The organism is Micromonospora sp. LZ37 (assembly GCF_059359015.1).
In genome coordinates, this window is record NZ_JCADBL010000016.1 from 72070 (window position 1) to 91242 (window position 19173).

General features: G+C 73.8%; 19 protein-coding genes. 6 read left to right on the forward strand and 13 right to left on the reverse strand.

All coding sequences use genetic code 11. The annotated features are described in order from the left end of the window. The first annotated feature begins 1 nt into the window (after position 1). Positions 2-931, forward strand: a complete 930-nt coding sequence (locus AC5L3Z_RS27015; RefSeq protein ID WP_494846086.1) for an AAA family ATPase — start codon at positions 2-4, stop codon at positions 929-931. Beyond that, on the forward strand, positions 928-2235 hold the full coding sequence (locus tag AC5L3Z_RS27020; protein ID WP_494845962.1) for a DUF58 domain-containing protein: 1308 nt from the start codon (positions 928-930) through the stop codon (positions 2233-2235). The genes AC5L3Z_RS27015 and AC5L3Z_RS27020 overlap by 4 nt, the downstream gene beginning before the upstream one ends. An 85-nt stretch (positions 2236-2320) precedes the next feature. Here the strand turns inward: AC5L3Z_RS27020 and AC5L3Z_RS27025 are convergent, their stop codons facing one another. Further along, positions 2321-3376 carry a stage II sporulation protein M gene (locus AC5L3Z_RS27025; protein ID WP_494845963.1) on the reverse strand — a complete coding sequence of 352 codons (1056 nt, stop codon included), beginning with the start codon at positions 3374-3376 and terminating at the stop codon, positions 2321-2323. Between the two features lie 41 nt (positions 3377-3417). On the opposite strand from AC5L3Z_RS27025, the gene AC5L3Z_RS27030 reads away from it, so the two are divergent. Beyond that, on the forward strand, positions 3418-4422 hold the full coding sequence (locus tag AC5L3Z_RS27030) for an RDD family protein (RefSeq protein ID WP_494845965.1): 1005 nt from the start codon (positions 3418-3420) through the stop codon (positions 4420-4422). Between the two features lie 16 nt (positions 4423-4438). Here AC5L3Z_RS27030 and efeB read toward each other — a convergent pair whose 3' ends face one another. Further along, positions 4439-5743: an iron uptake transporter deferrochelatase/peroxidase subunit gene (gene efeB / locus AC5L3Z_RS27035; protein ID WP_494845966.1), complete on the reverse strand. Its 1305-nt coding sequence runs from the start codon at positions 5741-5743 to the stop codon at positions 4439-4441. A gap of 23 nt (positions 5744-5766) precedes the next feature. After that, a complete protein-coding gene (gene efeO, locus AC5L3Z_RS27040) occupies positions 5767-6900 on the reverse strand; it encodes an iron uptake system protein EfeO (RefSeq protein WP_494845967.1) in 1134 nt (377 codons plus the stop codon). Between the two features lie 253 nt (positions 6901-7153). Between efeO and AC5L3Z_RS27045 the strand changes: the two genes are divergently transcribed. Next, positions 7154-7465 carry a hypothetical protein gene (locus AC5L3Z_RS27045; protein ID WP_494845968.1) on the forward strand — a complete coding sequence of 104 codons (312 nt, stop codon included), beginning with the start codon at positions 7154-7156 and terminating at the stop codon, positions 7463-7465. A 181-nt stretch (positions 7466-7646) separates the two neighbouring features. Here AC5L3Z_RS27045 and ahcY read toward each other — a convergent pair whose 3' ends face one another. The 10 genes from ahcY to AC5L3Z_RS27095 all read right to left on the reverse strand — a co-directional run bounded on the left by ahcY (position 7647) and on the right by AC5L3Z_RS27095 (position 18216). Beyond that, positions 7647-9134 (reverse strand): adenosylhomocysteinase, encoded by a 1488-nt coding sequence (ahcY, locus tag AC5L3Z_RS27050; RefSeq protein ID WP_334519713.1) that lies wholly within the window; start codon positions 9132-9134, stop codon positions 7647-7649. Positions 9135-9449: 315 nt separating this feature from the next. After that, the gene (gene manA, locus AC5L3Z_RS27055) at positions 9450-10628 is read right to left on the reverse strand and encodes a mannose-6-phosphate isomerase, class I (protein ID WP_494845970.1); all 1179 of its coding nucleotides are present in this window, start codon (positions 10626-10628) and stop codon (positions 9450-9452) included. Positions 10629-10630: 2 nt separating this feature from the next. Continuing rightward, on the reverse strand, positions 10631-11638 hold the full coding sequence (locus tag AC5L3Z_RS27060; RefSeq protein WP_494845971.1) for a cation diffusion facilitator family transporter: 1008 nt from the start codon (positions 11636-11638) through the stop codon (positions 10631-10633). Between the two features lie 76 nt (positions 11639-11714). Continuing rightward, entirely contained in the window at positions 11715-12911 is a 1197-nt protein-coding gene (locus tag AC5L3Z_RS27065; protein ID WP_494845973.1) for an SIS domain-containing protein, read from the reverse strand. After that, positions 12908-13093, reverse strand: a complete 186-nt coding sequence (locus AC5L3Z_RS27070) for a Trm112 family protein (RefSeq protein WP_334519725.1) — start codon at positions 13091-13093, stop codon at positions 12908-12910. The genes AC5L3Z_RS27065 and AC5L3Z_RS27070 overlap by 4 nt, the downstream gene beginning before the upstream one ends. Positions 13094-13155: 62 nt before the next feature. Then, positions 13156-14538, reverse strand: coding sequence for a phosphomannomutase/phosphoglucomutase (locus tag AC5L3Z_RS27075; protein WP_494845974.1), 1383 nt, complete (start codon positions 14536-14538; stop codon positions 13156-13158). Positions 14539-14807: 269 nt separating this feature from the next. Beyond that, positions 14808-15896, reverse strand: a complete 1089-nt coding sequence (locus AC5L3Z_RS27080) for a hypothetical protein (protein ID WP_494845975.1) — start codon at positions 15894-15896, stop codon at positions 14808-14810. 220 nt (positions 15897-16116) lie between these two features. Further along, positions 16117-16815 carry an endonuclease V gene (locus tag AC5L3Z_RS27085; protein ID WP_494845977.1) on the reverse strand — a complete coding sequence of 233 codons (699 nt, stop codon included), beginning with the start codon at positions 16813-16815 and terminating at the stop codon, positions 16117-16119. Positions 16816-16999: 184 nt separating this feature from the next. Beyond that, complete coding sequence (locus AC5L3Z_RS27090) at positions 17000-17644, reverse strand: tetratricopeptide repeat protein (RefSeq protein WP_494845978.1); 645 nt, start codon at positions 17642-17644, stop codon at positions 17000-17002. Further along, positions 17641-18216, reverse strand: a complete 576-nt coding sequence (locus AC5L3Z_RS27095) for a DinB family protein (RefSeq protein ID WP_494845979.1) — start codon at positions 18214-18216, stop codon at positions 17641-17643. The genes AC5L3Z_RS27090 and AC5L3Z_RS27095 overlap by 4 nt, the downstream gene beginning before the upstream one ends. Before the next feature lie 181 nt (positions 18217-18397). On the opposite strand from AC5L3Z_RS27095, the gene AC5L3Z_RS27100 reads away from it, so the two are divergent. Continuing rightward, complete coding sequence (locus AC5L3Z_RS27100; RefSeq protein ID WP_494845980.1) at positions 18398-18625, forward strand: winged helix-turn-helix domain-containing protein; 228 nt, start codon at positions 18398-18400, stop codon at positions 18623-18625. A gap of 104 nt (positions 18626-18729) precedes the next feature. Next, positions 18730-19104, forward strand: coding sequence for a hypothetical protein (locus AC5L3Z_RS27105; RefSeq protein WP_494845982.1), 375 nt, complete (start codon positions 18730-18732; stop codon positions 19102-19104). Positions 19105-19173: the final 69 nt, after the last annotated feature.

The following is a 19173-nucleotide window of genomic DNA, read 5'->3' on the forward strand; positions in this document are numbered from 1 at the left end:
CCTGCACCGGCTGCGCGCCGAGGTGGCGAAGGCGGTCGTCGGGCAGGACGCCGTGGTCACCGGGCTGGTGATCGCGCTGCTCTGCCGCGGCCACGTCCTGCTGGAGGGCGTACCCGGGGTGGCCAAGACGCTGCTGATCCGCACCGTCGCGGCGGCGCTGGACCTGGGCTCGAAGCGGGTCCAGTTCACCCCCGACCTGATGCCCGGCGACGTCACCGGGTCGCTGATCTTCGACCCGCACACCGCCGCGTTCACCTTCCGGGAAGGTCCGGTCTTCACCAACCTGCTGCTCGCCGACGAGATCAACCGGACGCCGCCGAAGACCCAGTCGGCGCTGCTGGAGGTGATGGAGGAGCGTCAGGTCTCCGTCGAGGGCGCCCGCCGAGCGCTGCCCGACCCGTTCATCGTGGCCGCCACCCAGAACCCCGTCGAGTACGAGGGCACCTATCCGCTGCCCGAGGCGCAGCTGGACCGGTTCCTGCTCAAGCTGACGGTGCCGCTGCCCAACCGGGATGAGGAGCTGGGGGTGCTGCGCGCGCACCACGCCGGCTTCGACCCGCGCGACCTGGCCGCCGCCGGCGTACGGCCGGTGGCCAACGCCGCCGACCTGGCCGCGGCCCGCGCCGCGGTGGGCCGGGTGCACGTGGCCGAGCCGGTGCTCGGCTACATCGTGGACCTGTGCCGGGCCACCCGGGCCACCCCGGCGCTGGAGCTGGGCGCCTCGCCCCGGGGCGCGACGGCGCTGCTCAACACGGCGAAGGCGTGGTCGTGGCTGGCCGGCCGGGACCACGTCACCCCGGACGACGTGAAGGCCACCGCCCGGCCGACGCTGCGGCACCGGCTGCGGCTGCGGCCCGAGGTGGAGCTGGAGGGTGTCGGGGTGGACACGGTGCTGGACACGGTGCTGGCCACCGTGCCGACGCCGCGATGACCTGGCGGGCGGCCGTCCTGCTGCTGGTGGGCGCGCTGACCCTGCCGGCCTGGCCGGCGCCGTTCGTCGGGGTCGCGGTGATGACCGGCGCCGTGCTGCTGCTCTGCGCCGTGGACTGGGCGCTGGCCGTGCCGCTGCACGCGGTGACCGCCGGCCGCGACGGCGACCGGACGGTACGCCTCGGCGGCACCGCCACGGTGACGCTGCGCCTGACCAACACCTCCACCCGTACGCTGCGCGCCCAGGTGCGCGACGCCTGGGTGCCCTCGGCGGAGGCCCGGCCGGACGTACCACCGGACCGGCCGGTGCGGGTCGGGCCCGGCGGCGTGGCGGTGCTGCCCACCCGGTTGACCCCCACCCGGCGCGGCGACCGGCCGGCGGTGGCCCTGGCGGTGCGGTCGCTGGGCCCGCTGGGGCTGGCGTTCCGGCAGCGGGCGGGGCGGCCCGCCGTGCCGGCCTGGACCCTGCGGGTGCTGCCCCGCTTCGACTCCCGCCGGCACCTTCCGGAGAAGCTCTCCCGGCTGCGGGTGATCGACGGCATGCAGGTGAGCCGGGGCCGGGGGCAGGGCACCGAGTTCGACACGCTGCGCGAGTACGTGGTCGGCGACGACGTCCGGTCGATCGACTGGCGGGCCAGCGCCCGCCGGTCCGACGTGCTGGTGCGCACCTGGCGGCCGGAGCGGGACCGGCGGCTGGTCTGCGTGCTGGACACCGGCCGGACCTCGGCCGTCCGGGTCGGCGACGAGCCCCGGCTGGACACCGCGATCGACGCCGCGCTGCTGCTCACCGCGCTGGCCACCCGGGCCGGGGACCGGGTGGACCTGATCGCCGCGGACGCCGCGATCCGGGCCACCGTGACCGGCAGCCGGCCGGCCCTGCTCAATCGGGTGGTGACCGCGCTGGCGCCGCTGCAACCGGCGCTGGTGGAGACGGACTTCGCGCTGGTCGTCGGGGAGATCCTGCGCCGGGAGCGACAGCGCAGCCTGGTGGTGCTCTTCACCGCCCTGGAGGCGGGCGCGCTCGGCGAGGGGCTGCTGCCGGTGCTGCCCCGGCTCGCCGCCCGGCACCGGGTGGTGGTGGCGGCCGTGCACGACCCGGTGCTGACCCGGCTGACCGGCGCGGCCCCGGTCCGGCGCGCGGACGTGTACGCGGCGGCGGCGGCCTGGCGGGCGCTGGCCGAACGGGACCGCGTCCGCACCGCCCTGGCCCGCTACGGCGTCACGGTGGTCGACGCTCCCGCCGACCGCCTCGCCCCCACCCTCGCCGACACCTACCTCCGAATGAAGGCCCTCGGCCAACTCTGACCCGACTCCGACTCCCCCGCCTCCGCCCCGTTGATCATGAAGTTGGCGGCGTAGTCGATCTCCTCCGGTGCCGCCAACTTCATGATCAGCGAGGTGCGGGGGTGGGTGCGGTGGGGGTGGGCGGGTGCCAGGCGCGGGCCGGGTCGGTGGAGGGCCAGAGCTCGGCCAGCCAGGGGTCGGTGCGTTCGGCGGCGGCCGACTCGGCGGCGACCGCGCGGCGGCCCAGGACCACCACGTACCCGAGGAAGGCCAGCCAGACCGCGGCCCCGAGCCCCACCCGCAGCGCGACCGGCACGGGCGCCGGCGTCACGAACGCCTCCACCAGCGCGGAGACCGCGAAGAGCCCGACCAGGCCCACCGCGACCAGCACCGCCGAGCGGCCCGCCTCGGCGACCGCCCGGCCCCGGCTCAGCTCCGGCGGCGGGGCGATCCAGGCCCAGGCGGTACGCAGGCCCACCCCGGCGGCGACGAAGACCCCGGTCAGCTCCAGCAGGCCGTGCGGGGTGATCAGGCCGAAGAAGACGTCCGCCCGGCCGTAGGAGACCATCACTCCGCCGACCACGCCGACGTTGAGCGCGTTCTCCCAGAGCAGGTAGAACACCGGCACCACCAGCACCCCGGAGGCCAGGCACTGCGCGGCGATCCAGGCGTTGTGGGTCCACAGGTGGAAGGCGAAGGTCGGCGCGGCGAACTCGGTGTAGTAGCCGGCGAAGCCGGAGTCCACCAGATCGGCGGCCGCCTCCGGGCCGATGAACGCCGCCGCGGTGTTCGGGTTGTCCGAGACGTACCAGATGAGGAAGCCGCTGAGCAGGCTGAACCCGGTCGCCACGGCACACCACCAGGGCCAGGCGCGGTAGACGGCGGCCGGGAAGCCGACGGTGAGGAACCGGCCGACCGCGGCCACCGACGGCCGGCGTCGCCCGGTGATCCGGGCCCGCGCCCGGAGCACCAACTGGGAGAGGCGGGTGACCAGCGCCGGATCGGGCAGGCGGCTGGCCAGCACGGAGAGGTGGGTGGCCGCGCGCTGGTAGAGCGCGATCAGCTCGTCGATCTCGTCGGCGTCGAGCCGTCGCCGGTCGCAGAGCTGTTCCAGCCGCCGCCACTCGTGCCCGTGCTCGGCGACGTACGCGTCGAGATCCACTGGTCCTCCCCCGTCCGGCGCCCATAGTGTTCACTGTCCGGGTGAGAGCGCAACCTCCGGTGCCCGCCGCCGCCGCGACGGCCGACCGCGCCGCCGGCTGGGCGGACGCCGGTCTGGTCAGTGGCGAGGCGGTACGGCTGGACGTCCGGGCCGCCCGGCTGGGCTCGCGGGTGCTGGCGTTGCTGCTCGACATCCTGGTGCAGGCGGTCACGGCGGTGCTGCTGCTGGGCGTGCTGATCCCGCTGTCGCTGCTCCTGCTGCCCGACCTCGTGGTGGACCAGGCCCTGGAGAACGGCCTGCGCACCGCCGGTCTGGTGCTCCTGCTGGTCGGCTACCCGGTGCTCTGCGAACGCCTCAACCACGGCCGCACGGTCGGCAAGATGGCGGTCGGGCTGCGGGTGGTCGGTGCGGACGGCGGGCCGGTCGGGCTGCGGCAGTCGCTCATGCGGGCGCTGGTCGGCGTCGCCGTGGAGTGGCCGGGGCTGGTGCTGCCCCTGCTGAGCTGGGTGGCGGGAGTGGCGGTGATGCTGACCGACCCGCGCGGGCGGCGGCTGGGCGACCTGGTGGCCGGCACCATGGTCGTGCACACCCGCGCCACGCAGCCCTGGCGCCCCGCCCCGATGATCATGCCACCGCTGGTCCCCTGGGCGGTCACCCTCGACCTGACCCGGCTCGACGACGCGCTGGCGCTGGCCGTGCGGCAGTACCTGACCCGGGAGCGGCAGCTCGTCGAGCCGTCCCGGACCCGCCTGGCCGGTGGGTTGTGGCAGGAGGTGGCCGCGGTGACGGCCCCGCCGCCGCCGGCCGGCGTACCGGAGTACCTGCTGCTGGGGGCGGTGCTGGCCGAACGGAACCGGCGCGGCGCGCTCCAGCTGCGGCGTACCCGCGCGGTCACCGCGACCCTCTGGCCCGAGCTGGCCCCGGCACCGCCCGCCGGCCCCGCGCCGGAGCCGGCGCCCGTGCCGGCGGGCCTGCGCCCGGCGGTCCCGGCCGCCCGCGCCGCCACTCCCGCTCCGGTACGCCCCGGAGCCCCCGACCACCCCTGAGGCCGGGCGGCCCGGGTCAGTCGAAGAGCGCGCGTCCCCAGTGGTCGGCGGCGTCGCGGACCCCGGGCGGGCAGGCGAAGACCGCGCTGGAGACGTGCCGCAGGTACTCGTTCATGGCGTCGTGCCGGGCGAGCTGGGTCTGGACCGGCACGAACTGCCGGCGCGGATCCCGCTGGTAGGCCATGAAGAACAGCCCGGCGTCGAGCCGGCCCAACCCGTCCGAGCCGTCGACGTAGTTGTAGCCGCGGCGCAGCAGCCGGGCGCCGTCGTTGCGGCTCGGGTGGGCGAGCCGGACGTGCGCCGTCTCGGCGATCACCGGCTCCCCGTCGTCGCCGCGCGCCGCGAAGTCCGGCTCGTCGAACTCGGCCCCGCCGGTCAGCGGCGCGCCGCTGCCCTTGGTGCGCCCGACGATCTGCTCCTGTTCGGCCAGCGAGCTGCGGTCCCAGGTCTCCACCAGCATCCGGATCTTGCGGGTGACCAGGTACGACCCGCCGGTCATCCAGTCCGGACCGTCGCCGGGCTGGACCCAGAGCTGCTCCCGCAGCAGCCCGGCGTCCTCGGCCTTGAGGTTGGCCGTGCCGTCCTTGAAGCCGAACAGGTTGCGCGGCGTGGCCTGGTCCCGCGAGGTCGACGAGGTACGCCCGAAGCCGAGCTGGGACCAGCGGACGCTGACCACGCCCATGCCGACCCGGGCCAGGTTGCGGATGGCGTGCACCGCCACCTGCGGGTCGTTGGCGCAGGCCTGGACGCAGAGGTCGCCGCCGGAGATCTCCGGGCGCAGCGCGTCCCCGGCGAAGTGGGGCAGGTCGGCCAGCGCGGCCGGGCGCCGGTCGGCGATGCCGAACCGGTCCCGGCCCTGCGCGTCGCGGAAGAGGGTCGGGCCGAAGCCGATGGTGAGGGTGAGCTGGGACGGTGGCAGGCCGAGCGCCTCGCCGGTGTCGTCCGGCGGGGCCTCCGGCATGCCGTCCACCGCGCCGATCACGCCGGCGTCCTTCCCGGCGGTCATCCGGGCGGCGGCGGCCGTCCACTCCTGGAGCAGCGTGACCAGCCGGGCCCGGTCCTTGGTGATCACGTCGAACGCGACGAAGTGCAGCCGGTCCTGGGCGGGGGTGGTGATGCCGGCCTGGTGCGCGCCGTGGAACGGCACCGCCCCGGCCGCCACGTTGTCGGCGACCGCGTGGTCGGCGTCCCGGACCAGCGCACCGGCACCGGCGGCGGCCCCGGCCACCCCGGCAACCCCGACCCCGGCGAGGGTGATGGCCCGCCGTCGGGACAGCCGGCCCCGAGCGGGCGGGGTGGACGCGCCGCGCTGCTCGCTCATCGCTTCTCCTGTCCGGCCGGCGCTCATCGGGCGACGACGGCGGCGACCTTGCTGACCGGCTCGGCGAGGGCGTTGATGCTGTCGGAGAGCTCCTTGAGCTGGCTCTTGCTCAGCTCGGTGTGCAGCTTCCAGCCGTCGCCGGCCCGGTGCTGCCCGAGCGTCTTCTCGACGTTGGCGAACTCCGTGTCGAGCTGCCCGACCAGCTCCGGCGAGCGCTGCTCCAGGGCCGGCCGCAGGGCGGCGATGGCGGCCTTCGAGCCCTCCAGGTTGGCGTTGAAGTCCCAGAGGTCGGTGTGCGAGTAGCGCTCCTCCTCGCCGGTGATCTTGCCGCTGGCGACCTCGTCGAGCAGGGCCTTGGCGCCGTTGGCGAGCTGGAGCGGGGTGAGCTTCTCGGCGTTGGCCTTCGCCACGATCTCCTTGACGTCGGCGAGCAGCCGGTCGGCGATCGGACCGTCCTTGCTGATGTCGCCGGTGGTCCAGAGGTCCTTCTCGATCCGGTGGAAGCCGGTGAACTCCATGCCCTCCTCGACGACCTCCTCCCGGCCGTCGATCTTCGGGTCGAGGTCGCCGAAGGTCTCCGCCACCGGCTCGATCCGCTCCCAGTAGGTGCGGGCGACCGGGTAGAGAGCCTTGGCCCGCGCCGCGTCGCCGGCCTTGACCGCGGCCACGAACTCCTCGGTCCTCGTCAGCAGGGCGCCGGTCTGGCTGGTCACGTACCGCTGGTAGCTCGCCGTGGCCTGGGCCAGCGCGGCGTCTGGGGCCACCGTCGCGGCGGCGCCGCTGACCTTCAGCGCGCCGCGGATGCCCCGGCCGCTCATCCCGGGCTTGCAGGCGGTCTCGTACGTCCCGGCGGGCAGCTCGACGCGCAGCTCCCGGCTCAGACCGGGGGCGATGTTCTCCACCTCGCCCATCACCCGGTCGCCGGCCGCGTAGACGTAGAACTCGTTGACCTTGCTGCCGGAGTTGGTGACGGTGAAGGTGGCCTGGCCAGCGTCGAGGGCGGTGAGGTCCACCTCGCAGGCGGTGTCGCTGGCCTTCACCTTCACCGTGTTGGCGCCCTGCGGGCCGTCCTGCTCCTTGCCGTCGCCACAGGCGGTCACGCCGGTGACGGTCAGTACGCCGGCGGCGGCGAGCACCAGGAAGCGGCTGGTACGCATCGGTCTGTGTCTCCTCGGAGCAGCTGGGTTCAGGCGCGGTGACCGGGCGGGCGGCGGCGGGCGCACCTAACTAAGGGTTGCCTCAGCTAACTTAGGGCAGACTTACCTTGCTCCTGTAACCGGGGTCCGTCAAGTCGATCGGCGCGTGTTCACCCGTCGGTCCCGTGACAGGATCGGTCCACCCTTCACGGACGGACGAGGCCACCTTGATCACTCCCATCGTCGACCCGGCCGGCGCGCCACTGCCAGCGACGTGCAGCCCGGCACGGGCGCGGACGTGCAGCCCGGCACCCGCGCAGCGGTCCGGCCCGTCATCGGCGCGGACGCCCGGTCGGTCGCCGGCGGCCCGCCCCGGCGTGGCCCGGTGGCGTCCGTCCCCGCCCGCCCGCCCCCGCGCCGTCGGGCGTCGGGCATGAAGAGCCTGCTGCCGTGGCTGGCGGTGCTGGCGCTGGTCGTGGTCCTCAGCGAGCTGCGGATGCGCCCGCTGGCCGTCGCGGTGTCGCTGACCTGGCTGGCCTGGTGCGTCTGGACCTGGATCCGCCCCGCCCGCCGTCCACCCCGCTGAGTCCGCCGCGCCCCAGGGCCCACGCCGCACGACCTGCGGCGTGTCGCGGTATCCCCGCCTCCCGACACCGCGACACGCCGCAAACGGGGCGGTCGGGCGGGCGGTCGGGCGGGCGGGCGGCGTACGCGAAAAAGGACCGGGCCGGCCGCGCGGCGGCCGACCCGGTCCTTCGACGGGGAACTCAGTAGCGGTAGTGCTCCGGCTTGAACGGGCCCTCGACGGAGACGCCGAGGTACGACGCCTGCTCCTTGGTCAGCTGGGTCAGCTTCGCGCCGAGCGCGTCCAGGTGCAGCCGGGCGACCTTCTCGTCCAGGGCCTTCGGGAGCACGTACACGCCGATCGGGTACTCCTCGGTCTTGGTGTACAGCTCGATCTGGGCGATGGTCTGGTTGGAGAACGAGTTCGACATCACGAAGCTCGGGTGCCCGGTGGCGTTGCCCAGGTTCAGCAGACGGCCCTCGGAGAGCACGATGATGGCGTGACCGTCGGCGAACTTCCAGAGGTCGACCTGCGGCTTGATGTTGACCCGCTCGACGTCCGGACGCTTCGCCAGGCCGGCCATGTCGATCTCGTTGTCGAAGTGGCCGATGTTGCCGACGATGGCCTGGTGCTTCATCCGGGCCATGTGCTCGTTGGTGATGACGTCGTAGCAGCCGGTCGCGGTGATGAAGATGTCGGCCTGCTCGACCACGTCGTCCAGGGTGGCGACCTGGTAGCCGTCCATCGCCGCCTGGAGCGCGCAGATCGGGTCGACCTCGGTCACCACGACCCGGGCGCCCTGGCCGCGCAGCGACTCCGCGCAGCCCTTGCCCACGTCGCCGTAGCCCATGACGACGGCCATCTTGCCGCCGATGAGCACGTCGGTGGCCCGGTTGATGCCGTCGATCAGCGAGTGGCGGCAGCCGTACTTGTTGTCGAACTTGCTCTTGGTCACCGAGTCGTTGACGTTGATGGCCGGGAAGAGCAGGGTGCCGGCGCGGTGCATCTCGTAGAGCCGGTGCACGCCGGTGGTGGTCTCCTCGGTGACCCCCTTGATCCCCGAGGCGATCCGGGTCCAGCGCTGGCCGTCCTCGGCCAGCGAGCGGTGCAGCAGGCCGAGGATGACCGCGTACTCCTCGGAGTCGGCGGACTCGACCGGCGGGACGACCCCCGCCTTCTCGAACTCGACGCCCTTGTGGACGAGCAGGGTGGCGTCACCGCCGTCGTCGAGGATCATGTTGGGGCCGTGGCCGTCGGGCCAGGTGAGCACCTGCTCGGTGCACCACCAGTACTCCTCGAGGCTCTCGCCCTTCCAGGCGTACACCGGGACGCCGGCGGGCGCCTCGGGGGTGCCGGTCGGGCCGACCACGATCGCCGCGGCGGCGTGGTCCTGGGTGGAGAAGATGTTGCACGACGCCCAGCGGACCTGCGCGCCGAGCGCGACCAGGGTCTCGATCAGGACGGCGGTCTGGATGGTCATGTGCAGCGAGCCGGTGACGCGGGCGCCGGCGAGGGGCTGGGCGTCGGCGAACTCGCGACGGATCGCCATCAGGCCGGGCATCTCGTGCTCGGCGAGCTGGATCTCCTTGCGGCCGAACTCGGCGAGCGACAGATCCGCCACCTTGTAGTCGCCCTCGGCGAGGGTGCTCGGCCGCGCGCCGCTGGTGGACGCCGGGAGGGTGCTGGTCATAAAGGCTCCTGTCGGACGATGTGCTGCGCGACCTTCCACCTTACGCGCGCGCCGCAGCGCCGCTCCGGGCGGTCGTGGGCAGCGCACGGGGCGGTCGGTGGTGGACGGTCTCCCGCCCACACACCGGCCGCCCCGCGCATCCCCCCGGTTTGGTTTCCCCCGCGCGCCGCCGGACCTTCGTCGCGACAACGCTGCGTACCCATAGAGTCACACTCCGCTAGGGGCGCGTCAAGCTATTTCGGAAAAGTCGGACTCGTGTCGGAGGCGCGGGTGCCCCGCGTCGACGCCGATGGGGAGCCGCGCGGAGTGCAGCGTTCAGCCGAGCTGCTGACCGGACGGACCGCAGGTGGCGACGTACGCCTCCCCCTCGCCGGAGAAGACCAGCGGCTCCGCCGTCGCCGTGCCGATCGCCGCCTGCCCCGGCCCCAGCGTGACGGTGCCCGCCCCGTCGTCCACGGTGAGCTTGCCGGCGCGACAGAGCACCACCCGGGGCCCGGGCAGCGGCAACGGGATCGCCGGACCGCCCGGCTCCACCGTCACCCGGTGCAGCGCGAAGTCCTCGACCGGCACCGGCCAGCAGACCACCCCCGGCACCACCGGCCGCGCCCGCACCACCGGGTCGGGCAGCACCTCGAAGCGGAGCACCCGCAGCAGCTCGTCCACGTCCACCCGCTTCGGGGTGAGTCCGCCGCGCAGCACGTTGTCGCTGGCCGCCATGATCTCCACGCCGGTCCCGCGCAGGTAGGCGTGCAGGTTGCCGGCGGGCATCCAGATCGCCTCCCCCGGCGCCAGCCGCACGTGGTGGAGCAGCAGCGCCACCAGCACCCCCGGATCGCCCGGGTAGCCGGCGGCCAGCGACCGCGCCAGCTCCGCGTCCGGGCCGGCGACCTGCGCCGCCAGCACGGCCGCCACCAGCCCGTCCCGCTGGTCCGCGGGCCAGGTCAGCAGCGCGCGTACGGCCTCGCGCAGCCCCGCCGGCCCGGTGCGCAGCGCGGCCACCACCGGCTCCAACGCCGGTACGCCGAAGCCGGCGAGCACCTCCGCCGAGCGCGCCGGGTCACGGAAACCGCAGAGCGCCTCCATCGGCGAAAGCGCCACCAGCAGCTCCGGCTTGTGGTACGGGTCGACGTAGTTGCGCTGCCCGTCGGCGCGCGCCGCGTCGGCGGCGTGCCCCGCGCGGGCCTGCTCCGAATCCGGATGCGCCTGAAGGCTGAGCGGCGCGTCCGCGGCGAGCACCTTCAGCAGGAAGGGCAGCCGGCAGCCGAACCGGCCGACCACCCGCTCGCCGAGCCAGTGATCCGGCTCGGCGAGCAGAAGGTCGACCAGGCTGACCCGGACGCCGTCCCGGTCGACCGTGGCCGGGGCGCCCGGGTGGGCGCCCAGCCACAGCTCCGCCTCCGGCCCGTCGCTGGGCACCGGACGCCCCTGCAACTCGGCGATGGCCGAGCGGGACCCCCAGGCGTAGTCGCGGATCGGCCCGTACAGCAGTTCCACCGTCAGCCTCCGGCGTGGCCGGCCACCCCGCCGGACGAGGACTGCGGCTGCGCCACGGCGGTCCGTGAGGCGCTGCCCTCGCCGGCACCCGCCGCAGCCGCGGAGTAGATGTCCGGCTCCAGGTAGATGACCCGGGCGATCGGCACGGCGGTGCGGATGCGGGCCTCGACGGTGTTGATGCCGCGGGCCAGCGCCTCGGCGGTGTCGCACGCCGGCACGCCGATCTTCGCGGCCACCATCAGCTCCTCGGGGCCGAGGTAGAGCGTCTTCATGTGGATGATCCGCTCGACCTCGGGGCCCTCAATGATCGCCTTTTCGATGGCGGCGACCTCGTGCGGGTCGGCACCCTCGCCGAGCAGCAGGCTCTTCGTCTCGATGGCGAGGACGATCGCGATGACCACCAGCAGCACACCGATCATCGCGGTGCCGAGGGCGTCCCACACGCCGTCACCGGTGATCAGGGTCATGCTGACGCCGAAGAGCGCGAGGATCAGACCGACCAGCGCGCCGAGGTCCTCCAGCAGCACCACCGGCAGCTCGGGCGCCTTGGCCCGGCGGACGAACTTCACCCAGGACTGGTTGCCCCGGACGTGGTTCGACTCCTTGATCGCGGTGCGGAAGGAGAACGACTCCAGGATGATCGCGACCACCAGCACGACGACCGGCACCGCCTTGTACTTCTCGATGGCACCCCCCTCGTGCCACTTGTGGTACGCCTCGTAGAGCGCGAAGAGGCCACCGACGCTGAACAGCACGATCGACACGATGAACGCGTAGATGTAGCGCTCCCGGCCGTACCCGAAGGGGTGTTGCGGGGTGGCCTCGCGCTTGGCCCGCTTGCCGCCGAGCAGCAGCAGGCCCTGGTTGCCGGAGTCGGCGACGGAGTGGATCGACTCCGCCAGCATCGACGATGAGCCGGTCAGGAGGAACGCGATGAACTTGGTGACGGCGATGCCGATGTTGGCCAGCAGGGCTGCGACGATGGCCTTCGTCCCGCCACTGGCGCTCACGCCCCCGCTCCCTCGCGCCGCGCGCGGGCGTCGGTCGCCACGCCGCTGAGCCGGACGGTTCGTCCCATGCGTTCGCTCACTGGTTCGACAGCTCCTTCATCTCGGTGATGGCCGGGACCGCCATCGGGTCCAGACCATGGGCCAGGGCAAGGTACACCGAGGCGAAGTCGGGCACCGCGACGAGCGAGGCGAGCCGCTCCAGCGCGGAGCCACCCTCGGCGGTCACCACGTCGCAGCGCACCCCCCGGCGCTCGGCGAGGGTCTGCACCGCGTCGGCGCGGCGCTCCTCGACGGCGAGCGGCTCGTCGGTGTCGTCCTCGGCGTTGAGGCCACCGTCGCGCAGCAGCACCAGCCGCAGCCGGGTCGGGTCGCCCTCGATCTCGTCACGGTCGGCGAAGATGTCCCGCGCCGACTCGACCAGACCACCGAAGGCGCCGTCGAGCAGGCCCACCCGACCCCGACCCGCCTCGCCGAGCGCCCCGGTGACCACCGGGTAGCGGGCGTTGGCGGAGAGGGTGTCGCCGAAGCGCCGGGCGGCGACGGTGGCCAGCGGGGACGATCCCCAGACGATCGGGATCGACCCGGCCAGCCCCAGGGCCAGCGACTTCGCCGGGTTGACGAAGGACTCGGCGGTGGGCCGGCACCGGTCGGCGTCGGCGTCCAGCCGGGCCGCGGTCTCCGCCAGATCCGCCTCGTTGACCTTCACCAGGCCGAGGGTACGGGCGGCCAGCAGAACCGGCACGGTGAGCGCCCAGAGGCTGGCCCGGGCCGGGGCCCGCCGGGGCACCGGGATGAACGGCGCGCGGGCCCGCTCGGCGACCGACTGGAGCTGCGAGTCGGGGGCGCCGACGGCGACGAGCCGGGCGCCCCGGCGGTGCGCGGCCTCGGCGGCGCCGAGCGCCTCGGGGCTGCGGCCGGAGGCGCTGACCGCGATCACCACGTCGGCCGCGCCGACCCAGCCGGGCACGCCGGCGCTGCGGTGCGGGATGACCGGCACCGGGCAGCGCGGCCCGGCGACCGTGGCGAGCACGTCGCCGGTGCGTCCCGCCGTGCCGATGCCGGCGATGACGACCGCCCGGGGGCGGCCGCCGTCCTCCAGCAGCGCCAGGTTCGCCTCGGCGGCCAGGGTGGCCGACTCGCGTACCTGGGCGCCGGCGGAGGCGGTGAAGCGCAGCATGCCGCCCGGATCCTGCTCGGCGAAGGTCTCCGGGTCGTCGAGGACGGACTCGTCGGCCACCCGCCGGCCACTGACGCCGGCGGTACCGTCCATCACCGCTGCGCCTCGGGGCCGCCGCGCGCCTCGTCCAGCAGCAGCACCGGCACGTCGTCACGGACCTCGAAGACCCGGCCGCACTCGGTGCAGGTCAGGGTCTGCGCCTCGGCGTCGTAGTCCAGCGGGGCGTGGTGCGTGTCGGGACAGGCGAGGATCTCGAGCAACTGCGGGTCCAGGGCCACGGCGCGGCTCCTTCCACGTGTGCGGTCTCCGTCGGTCGGCGGTGCCGACCGGCGCAGGGATCTTATCGGCGAACCCGCTCCAGCACCTCGTCGCGCAGCGAGATCATCCGCTCCTCGGTGGGGCCCTCCACGTTGAGCCGCAGCAGCGGCTCCGTGTTGGACGCCCGCAGGTTGAACCAGGCCCCGTCGGGGAAGCGCAGGGTGAGCCCGTCCAGCTCGTCGGCCTCCGCGTCCGGGTACGCGGCGCGCACCTCGGCGACCTTGGCCGCCTGGTCGGCCACCGTGGAATTGATCTCACCGGAGGCGACGTACCGCTCGTAGACGCTGGCCAGGATCGACAGCGGCTGGGACTGCTCGCCGAGGGCGGCCAGGGTGTGCATGGCGGCGAGCATGCCGGTGTCGGCGAACCAGAAGTCGCGGAAGTAGTAGTGCGCGGAGTGCTCCCCGCCGAAGATCGCGTTGGTGCGGGCCATCTCGGCCTTGATGAAGGAGTGGCCGACCCGGGCCACCACCGGCTCGCCGCCGTGTTCCCGGATGATCTCCGGGACCGCGCGGGAGGTGATCAGGTTGTGGATCACCGTGGAACCGGGGTGCTTGGCCAGCTCACGGGCCGCGACCAGGGCGGTGATCGCCGACGGGGAGACCGGCTCGCCCCGCTCGTCGATCACGAAGCAGCGGTCGGCGTCGCCGTCGAAGGCGAGCCCGATGTCGGCGGAGTGCTCCACCACCGCCCGCTGGAGGTCGACCAGGTTCTTCGGGTCCAGGGGGTTGGCCTCGTGGTTCGGGAAGGTGCCGTCCAGCTCGAAGTAGAGCGGCACGATCTCCAGCGGCAGCGGGGGCAGCGCGGCGTCGCCGAGGACGCTGGGCACCGTGTAACCGCCCATGCCGTTCCCGGCGTCCACGACCACCTTCAGCGGCCGGATGGTGGAGAGGTCGACCAGCTTGCGCAGGTGGGCCGCGTAGTCGGGGAGCAGGTCCCGCCGCTCGGCCGGGCGCTGCGGCTCACCGGCCGGGCGGTCGCCCGCGTCGAGCATGGCCTGGGCCCGGTCCCGGATGTCGGCCAGGCCGCTGTCCTGCCCGATCGGGCGGGCACCCGAGCGGCACATCTTGATGCCGTTGTACTGCGCCGGGTTGTGGCTGGCGGTGAACATCGCCCCGGGCAGGTCCAGCGCGCCGGAGGCGTAGTAGAGCATGTCGGTGGAGCCGAGCCCCAGCTCGATCACGGTACGTCCCTCGGCGCGGACGCCCGCGGCGAAGGCGGCGGCCAGCTCGGGGCCGGTGGCCCGCATGTCGTGCGCGATCAGCACCGCCTCGCCCGGCTCACCGGCGGCGTTGAGGACCTGGGTGAAGGCGGCGCCGAGGGCTTCGGCGGTGCGCGCGTCCCACTGCTGCGGCACCGTGCCCCGGACGTCGTACGCCTTCACGATCTGGGACAGGTCAGACACCGGGTTCGCTCCTCGACAACGGGCCGTCAACGACCCTGAGCGTATCGGAGCAGCCGGCCGCGCCCCGTACTAGCCGGTCAGGCGAGGCGGGGAAACCGCTCGGCCCGCAGCTTGGTCGCGCTGTTTCCTGGATGTGGTGGCCTCGCCCCGACCCGGAACCCACTGCTTCCAGCATGCAGCGCGACCTTGACCGGAGTGCCGCCGGGACCGGCACGGCGACACGAGTGTCGCCGAGAACCGCGGGTCGGAGCAGCCGCCGCCGCTCCGGCTCAGCGGGGGAGGCGGGGCACGAACCGGGTCGCGTCGTCGCCGGGGCCGTCCTGCCGACCCGCCGGCGGCGCCGAGGCGGGACGGTTCTGGGCCGGCGGCGCGGAGGTGGGGGCGCCGTACACCCCGCCGGACGGGCGGGGGGCGGACGTGGGGGTGATCGTCGGGTAGGCGCCGGGCTGGCCGTAGAGCCCGCTGGGGCGGCCCGCCTGCGGCGGCGGCTGCTGGCCGTACACCGGGCCGGGCGGCGCGGAGGGCGCGCCCGGCGCCCCGCCGCCGGAGCGGTAGGTGGTCGGACCGGGGTTGCGCGGCAGCGGGACGCCCGAGTAGCCGCCCAGTTCCGGGCGCACCTTGTCCTTGCGGTTGTTGCGGATGAGCAGGGCGATCAGCCCGGCGCCGACGGCGACCATGGCGATGCCGAAGAACATGATCATGTTTCCTCCGGAGGATGCTTCGGCAGCGGCGGTGACCTCGCCGGCGGACGGGGCGGCGAGAACGGCCTGGGTGGGCTCTTCCGTAACGGCCGCCACGGTCTCGGTCGGGACCGCGCTGGGCGTCGGGCTGGGCCTCCCGGTCGGTGTCGCGCTCCCGGCGGCACGACCACCGACCCGGGAGGTGTCGGCGCCGCGGCCGAGGATCTGGCCGCGAGCGTTGGTCGCCTCGCCGATCACCTCCAGTCGCCCGGCCGGGGCACCCGTGAGGAACGCGACACGGTACCGGACGGTGATGCTCTTCCCCTTGCACAACGTCGGATCAGCCGGGGAGGTACGGGCGGTGGCCACGCCGCCACCGCCACCGGAGACCGGCACCGGCAGCCATCGACCGCCGGCGTTCATCTCGACCCGCACCTGATCCGCGGAGACGCCGTTGAGGCGCAGTCCGAGCGCGGTCCGCAGCTGCACACATCCGTCGGTGCGCCGGCGCACCTCCACGACGATCCCGCCCGGGGAACCGCCGGCGGCGAAGCCGCCCGCCGCGCGCACCCCCACCCGGTCCCCGTCGGCGTGCGCGGGTGCCGCCCCGACGGCCACCAGGCCGCCCAGCAGCGCGCCGGCCGTCACCAGTCGCGCCACGTGCCGACGCACGGACATGTCCACCTCACCGTCTCCGCCCCGACGGGGCCCGACCGGTCAGATTACTACCGGGCCATGTCCTGACCGGGTCATCGAGAGCCCCGCATGTGCGCCGCATTACCCTCGCGGCACCCCTGGCATGCCTCCACCCGCGACGGCGGGGCACCGGCCGCGCCGTCACGAGCATCGACCCCGGTCACCCTATCGTCACCAATGGCGACAGTCAGGACGCGGAACGTCACGAGTGACGATGGTCTCCACGCGTGGCGTCGCGGATCGCTTCGGCCAGTGCGTCGCGGCAGAGCCGGTCGGCGGTGCGGGTGGTCTCCGGCAGCCGGTACCGCGGAGTCAGGGCGAGCACCTGCGCGACGGCGTTGTCCAAACTCATCCGGTGCCCGACGCTGACGAAGACCGGCCGCACCCCGTCCCGGGTACGCAACACCCGCCCGACCGTCTCGCCGCCATCGACCAGCGCGCTGCCGTCGCCCCGGCGCGGCCCCGGCTCGACCCACTCGCCGACCAGCGGCGTCTTGCCCACCCCGATCGCGGGCAGCCCCGTGACGACCCCGAGGTGGCAGGCCAGCCCGAAGCGGCGCGGGTGGGCCAGCCCGTGCCCGTCGCAGACCAGCAGCTCCGGCGGGACGGCCAGCCGCCCGAGCGCGGCCAGCAGCGCCGGCAGCTCCCGGAAGGCGAAGAGCCCGGGCACGTAGTCGAAGGCGGGCCGGCCCACGCTGACCGCCCGGTCGACCACGGCCAGGGTCGCCGTGTCGAGCACCGTCACGGCCGCCGCGAGCAGGTCGCCGCTCTCCGCGTACGCGACGTCGAGGCCGGCCACCGTCGCGGGCCGGCGGGGGCCGGGCCCGACCAGGTCCGCGAGCGGTCGCAACCGATCCTGTACGGCCACCGCCTCCGCGACCGTCCGCGGCGCGACGGTCATCCCGGTCCCGTTCCACCGTGCCGGGCCGGCCGCGGCTGACTCCCCCGGGCTCGGCGCCGACAGGCTCGGGTCGCCCGGCGCGATCGACCCCGGGTCGGCGACGTGGCGGTCCCCGGTGGCCGGCGACCCGTTTTCGTCATCGCCTCATCCTATTCGGACCAGGCGATGCCGTCGGCTGCCCCGATCACTCGCTCAACGCGGCGCGGGCCTGCTCGACCCAGCGCAGGATGCCGTCGGCGCCGGCCGCCCGGGCGGTGGTCTCGGCCTCGTCGACCAGCGCGGCGGCCTCGTCCCGCCGGCCGTCGCCGAGGGCGAAGAACGCGAGCGCGACGAGGTTCGCCGCGACACCCGGCCGGAAGCCGATGTCCCGGCGCAGCCGGGTGGACTCCGTCATCCGTTCCCGGGCGGCGTCGATCCGGCCGGCCGCCTGCTCGGCGAAGGCCAGGTGCCGCAGCACGTACGACAGCGTCAGCCGGTCGCCGGCCCGGCCGGCCAGCTCGCGGGCCCGGGCGTACGCCGGAGCGGCGGCCGCCTCGTCCTGCCGGACGACCTGGTGGACGCAGCCCACCCAGAACAGCGCCTCCGCCTCGCCGCGCTCGTCACCCAACTCCCGGTAGAGCGCCACGGCCCGCTCGAAGAGCGACAACTCCCGCGGATCCTCGACCCGGTCGTCCAGGTAGCGGGCGTGCAGGAGACGACCCCGGGCGAGCACCAGATCCGCCTCGACGGCGTCGAGGTCCCGTTCCGCCTCGGCGAGCCCGCCCGGGTCACCGCCGAAGACCGCCCGCTCGTACGCCTCCCCGGCCAGCACGATCCGGACGTCGGTCACTGGCCGACCCGCCCGTCGATCCGCTCCCGCAGCAGGTCGGCATGACCGTTGTGCCGGGCGTACTCCTCGATCATGTGCACCAGCAGCTCGCGCAGCGAGATGGTCAGGTCCTCCCGGTGCCCCTCGACCCCCAGGTCGGACGCCTCGGCGACGAACCGCTCGGCGTACGCGACCTCCGCACGCCAGGCCGCCCACGCCTCCTCGACCACCTTCGGGTCGGCCACCGCGCCGTCGAAGTCGGCGTCGGGCTCCTCCTCCGTGCACCAGATCCGCGGCGCGTCCTCGCCTGCCATGACCCGGCGGAACCAGCCGCGCTCCACCTCGGCCATGTGCCGGACCAGGCCGAGCAGCGACATCGTCGACGGCGGAACGCTGCGCCGGGCCAGCGCCTCGGCGTCGAGGTCGGCGCACTTGAGTTCCAGGGTCAGCCGGTGGTCACGCAGGTAGTTGACGAGGATCGACCGCTCGTCGTCGAAGCCGCCGTCGGAACGCGGGTCGTCCTCCGGCTTGAGGAACATGTCCGACCAGCCGAAGACGCGGGTGGGTAGGTCGGTGGCGTCGAGTTCCGTCATGCTCGCGACCCTGACCCAGGCACCGCCGCGCCGCAAGGGGTTTCCAACTGCATCTACGGTCGACGCGCCTGGCGGCCTTCAACCTGATGCCCGGCCGGTCCCGCCCGCAACACATTGTGTTGTACCTTGCCTTCGTCCGTGTGGTCCCCGTGTCCCCGTCGCCGAACTGGGAGCACCAACGATGTCTGAAGCCGCGTATCTACAGGTCGCCCGAAATATTCGGGAGCAGATCGCGTCCGGGGAACTGAAGCCCGGCGACAAGCTGCCTTCGTTCAAGGCTCTCTGCGAGCAGTACCAGGTGAGCGGAACCGTGATCCGGACGGCGATGATCCTGCTCAAGGCCGAATGCCTCATCGACGGCCGGCAAGGCAAGGGCGTCTACGTCACCGACCGCACCCCTCGGGCTTAGTACCGGGTCGGACGCCAACCGTCCTCGTCGCGTCGGTCACCCGTCCACCCCTGACGATCACTCAGGGCAGCGGGACGATGACCCTCGTTGATAGATTCCCCGGCATGAACGGGGTGTGGCGGGTCGGCAACCTGTTGCGGCGGCGACGGACGACTCAAGCGCACACTGAGCAAGCCCTCGAGGACTACCGCAAGGACACGCTCGCGCTGCACAACTCGCCGTACCGCAACCTTCGGCAGGCAACGGCGAACGTGTCGATCTTCTTCGCCTTCATCTCAGCCTGGATGATCGCGCTTGGCGACGTCACGCCGGTGACACTCGCCCCGCTCGTGGTGACGTTCCTCGGCGGCACGCTTGGGATCGCCTACTACTTCGTGCAGAACCGACCGGGCGGCTGGCGAGTGCTGGCTGGCGCCCTGATCTTCACGGCGATGGGCCTGACGGCGTTCATCGTGGCCAGGAAGGTCTTCGGCCAATGATCCTCGGGCCTCGACTCCCTCCAGAGCCTGTACGAGAGCAGCGCTCCAAGAGCTGACGTTTGCTCGCCG

Excerpts from the sequence above, each read along its gene's own strand:
- AC5L3Z_RS27020 (WP_494845962.1), top strand. The coding sequence starts at position 928 with ATGACCTGGCGGGCGGCCGTCCTGCTGCTGGTGGGCGCGCTGACCCTG.
- AC5L3Z_RS27105 (WP_494845982.1), top strand. The coding sequence starts at position 18,730 with ATGAACGGGGTGTGGCGGGTCGGCAACCTGTTGCGGCGGCGACGGACG.
- AC5L3Z_RS27080 (WP_494845975.1), bottom strand. The coding sequence starts at position 15,896 with ATGTCCGTGCGTCGGCACGTGGCGCGACTGGTGACGGCCGGCGCGCTG.
- AC5L3Z_RS27095 (WP_494845979.1), bottom strand. The coding sequence starts at position 18,216 with ATGACGGAACTCGACGCCACCGACCTACCCACCCGCGTCTTCGGCTGG.
- ahcY (WP_334519713.1), bottom strand. The coding sequence starts at position 9,134 with ATGACCAGCACCCTCCCGGCGTCCACCAGCGGCGCGCGGCCGAGCACC.
- efeO (WP_494845967.1), bottom strand. The coding sequence starts at position 6,900 with ATGCGTACCAGCCGCTTCCTGGTGCTCGCCGCCGCCGGCGTACTGACC.
- AC5L3Z_RS27085 (WP_494845977.1), bottom strand. The coding sequence starts at position 16,815 with ATGACCGTCGCGCCGCGGACGGTCGCGGAGGCGGTGGCCGTACAGGAT.
- efeB (WP_494845966.1), bottom strand. The coding sequence starts at position 5,743 with ATGAGCGAGCAGCGCGGCGCGTCCACCCCGCCCGCTCGGGGCCGGCTG.
- AC5L3Z_RS27100 (WP_494845980.1), top strand. The coding sequence starts at position 18,398 with ATGTCTGAAGCCGCGTATCTACAGGTCGCCCGAAATATTCGGGAGCAG.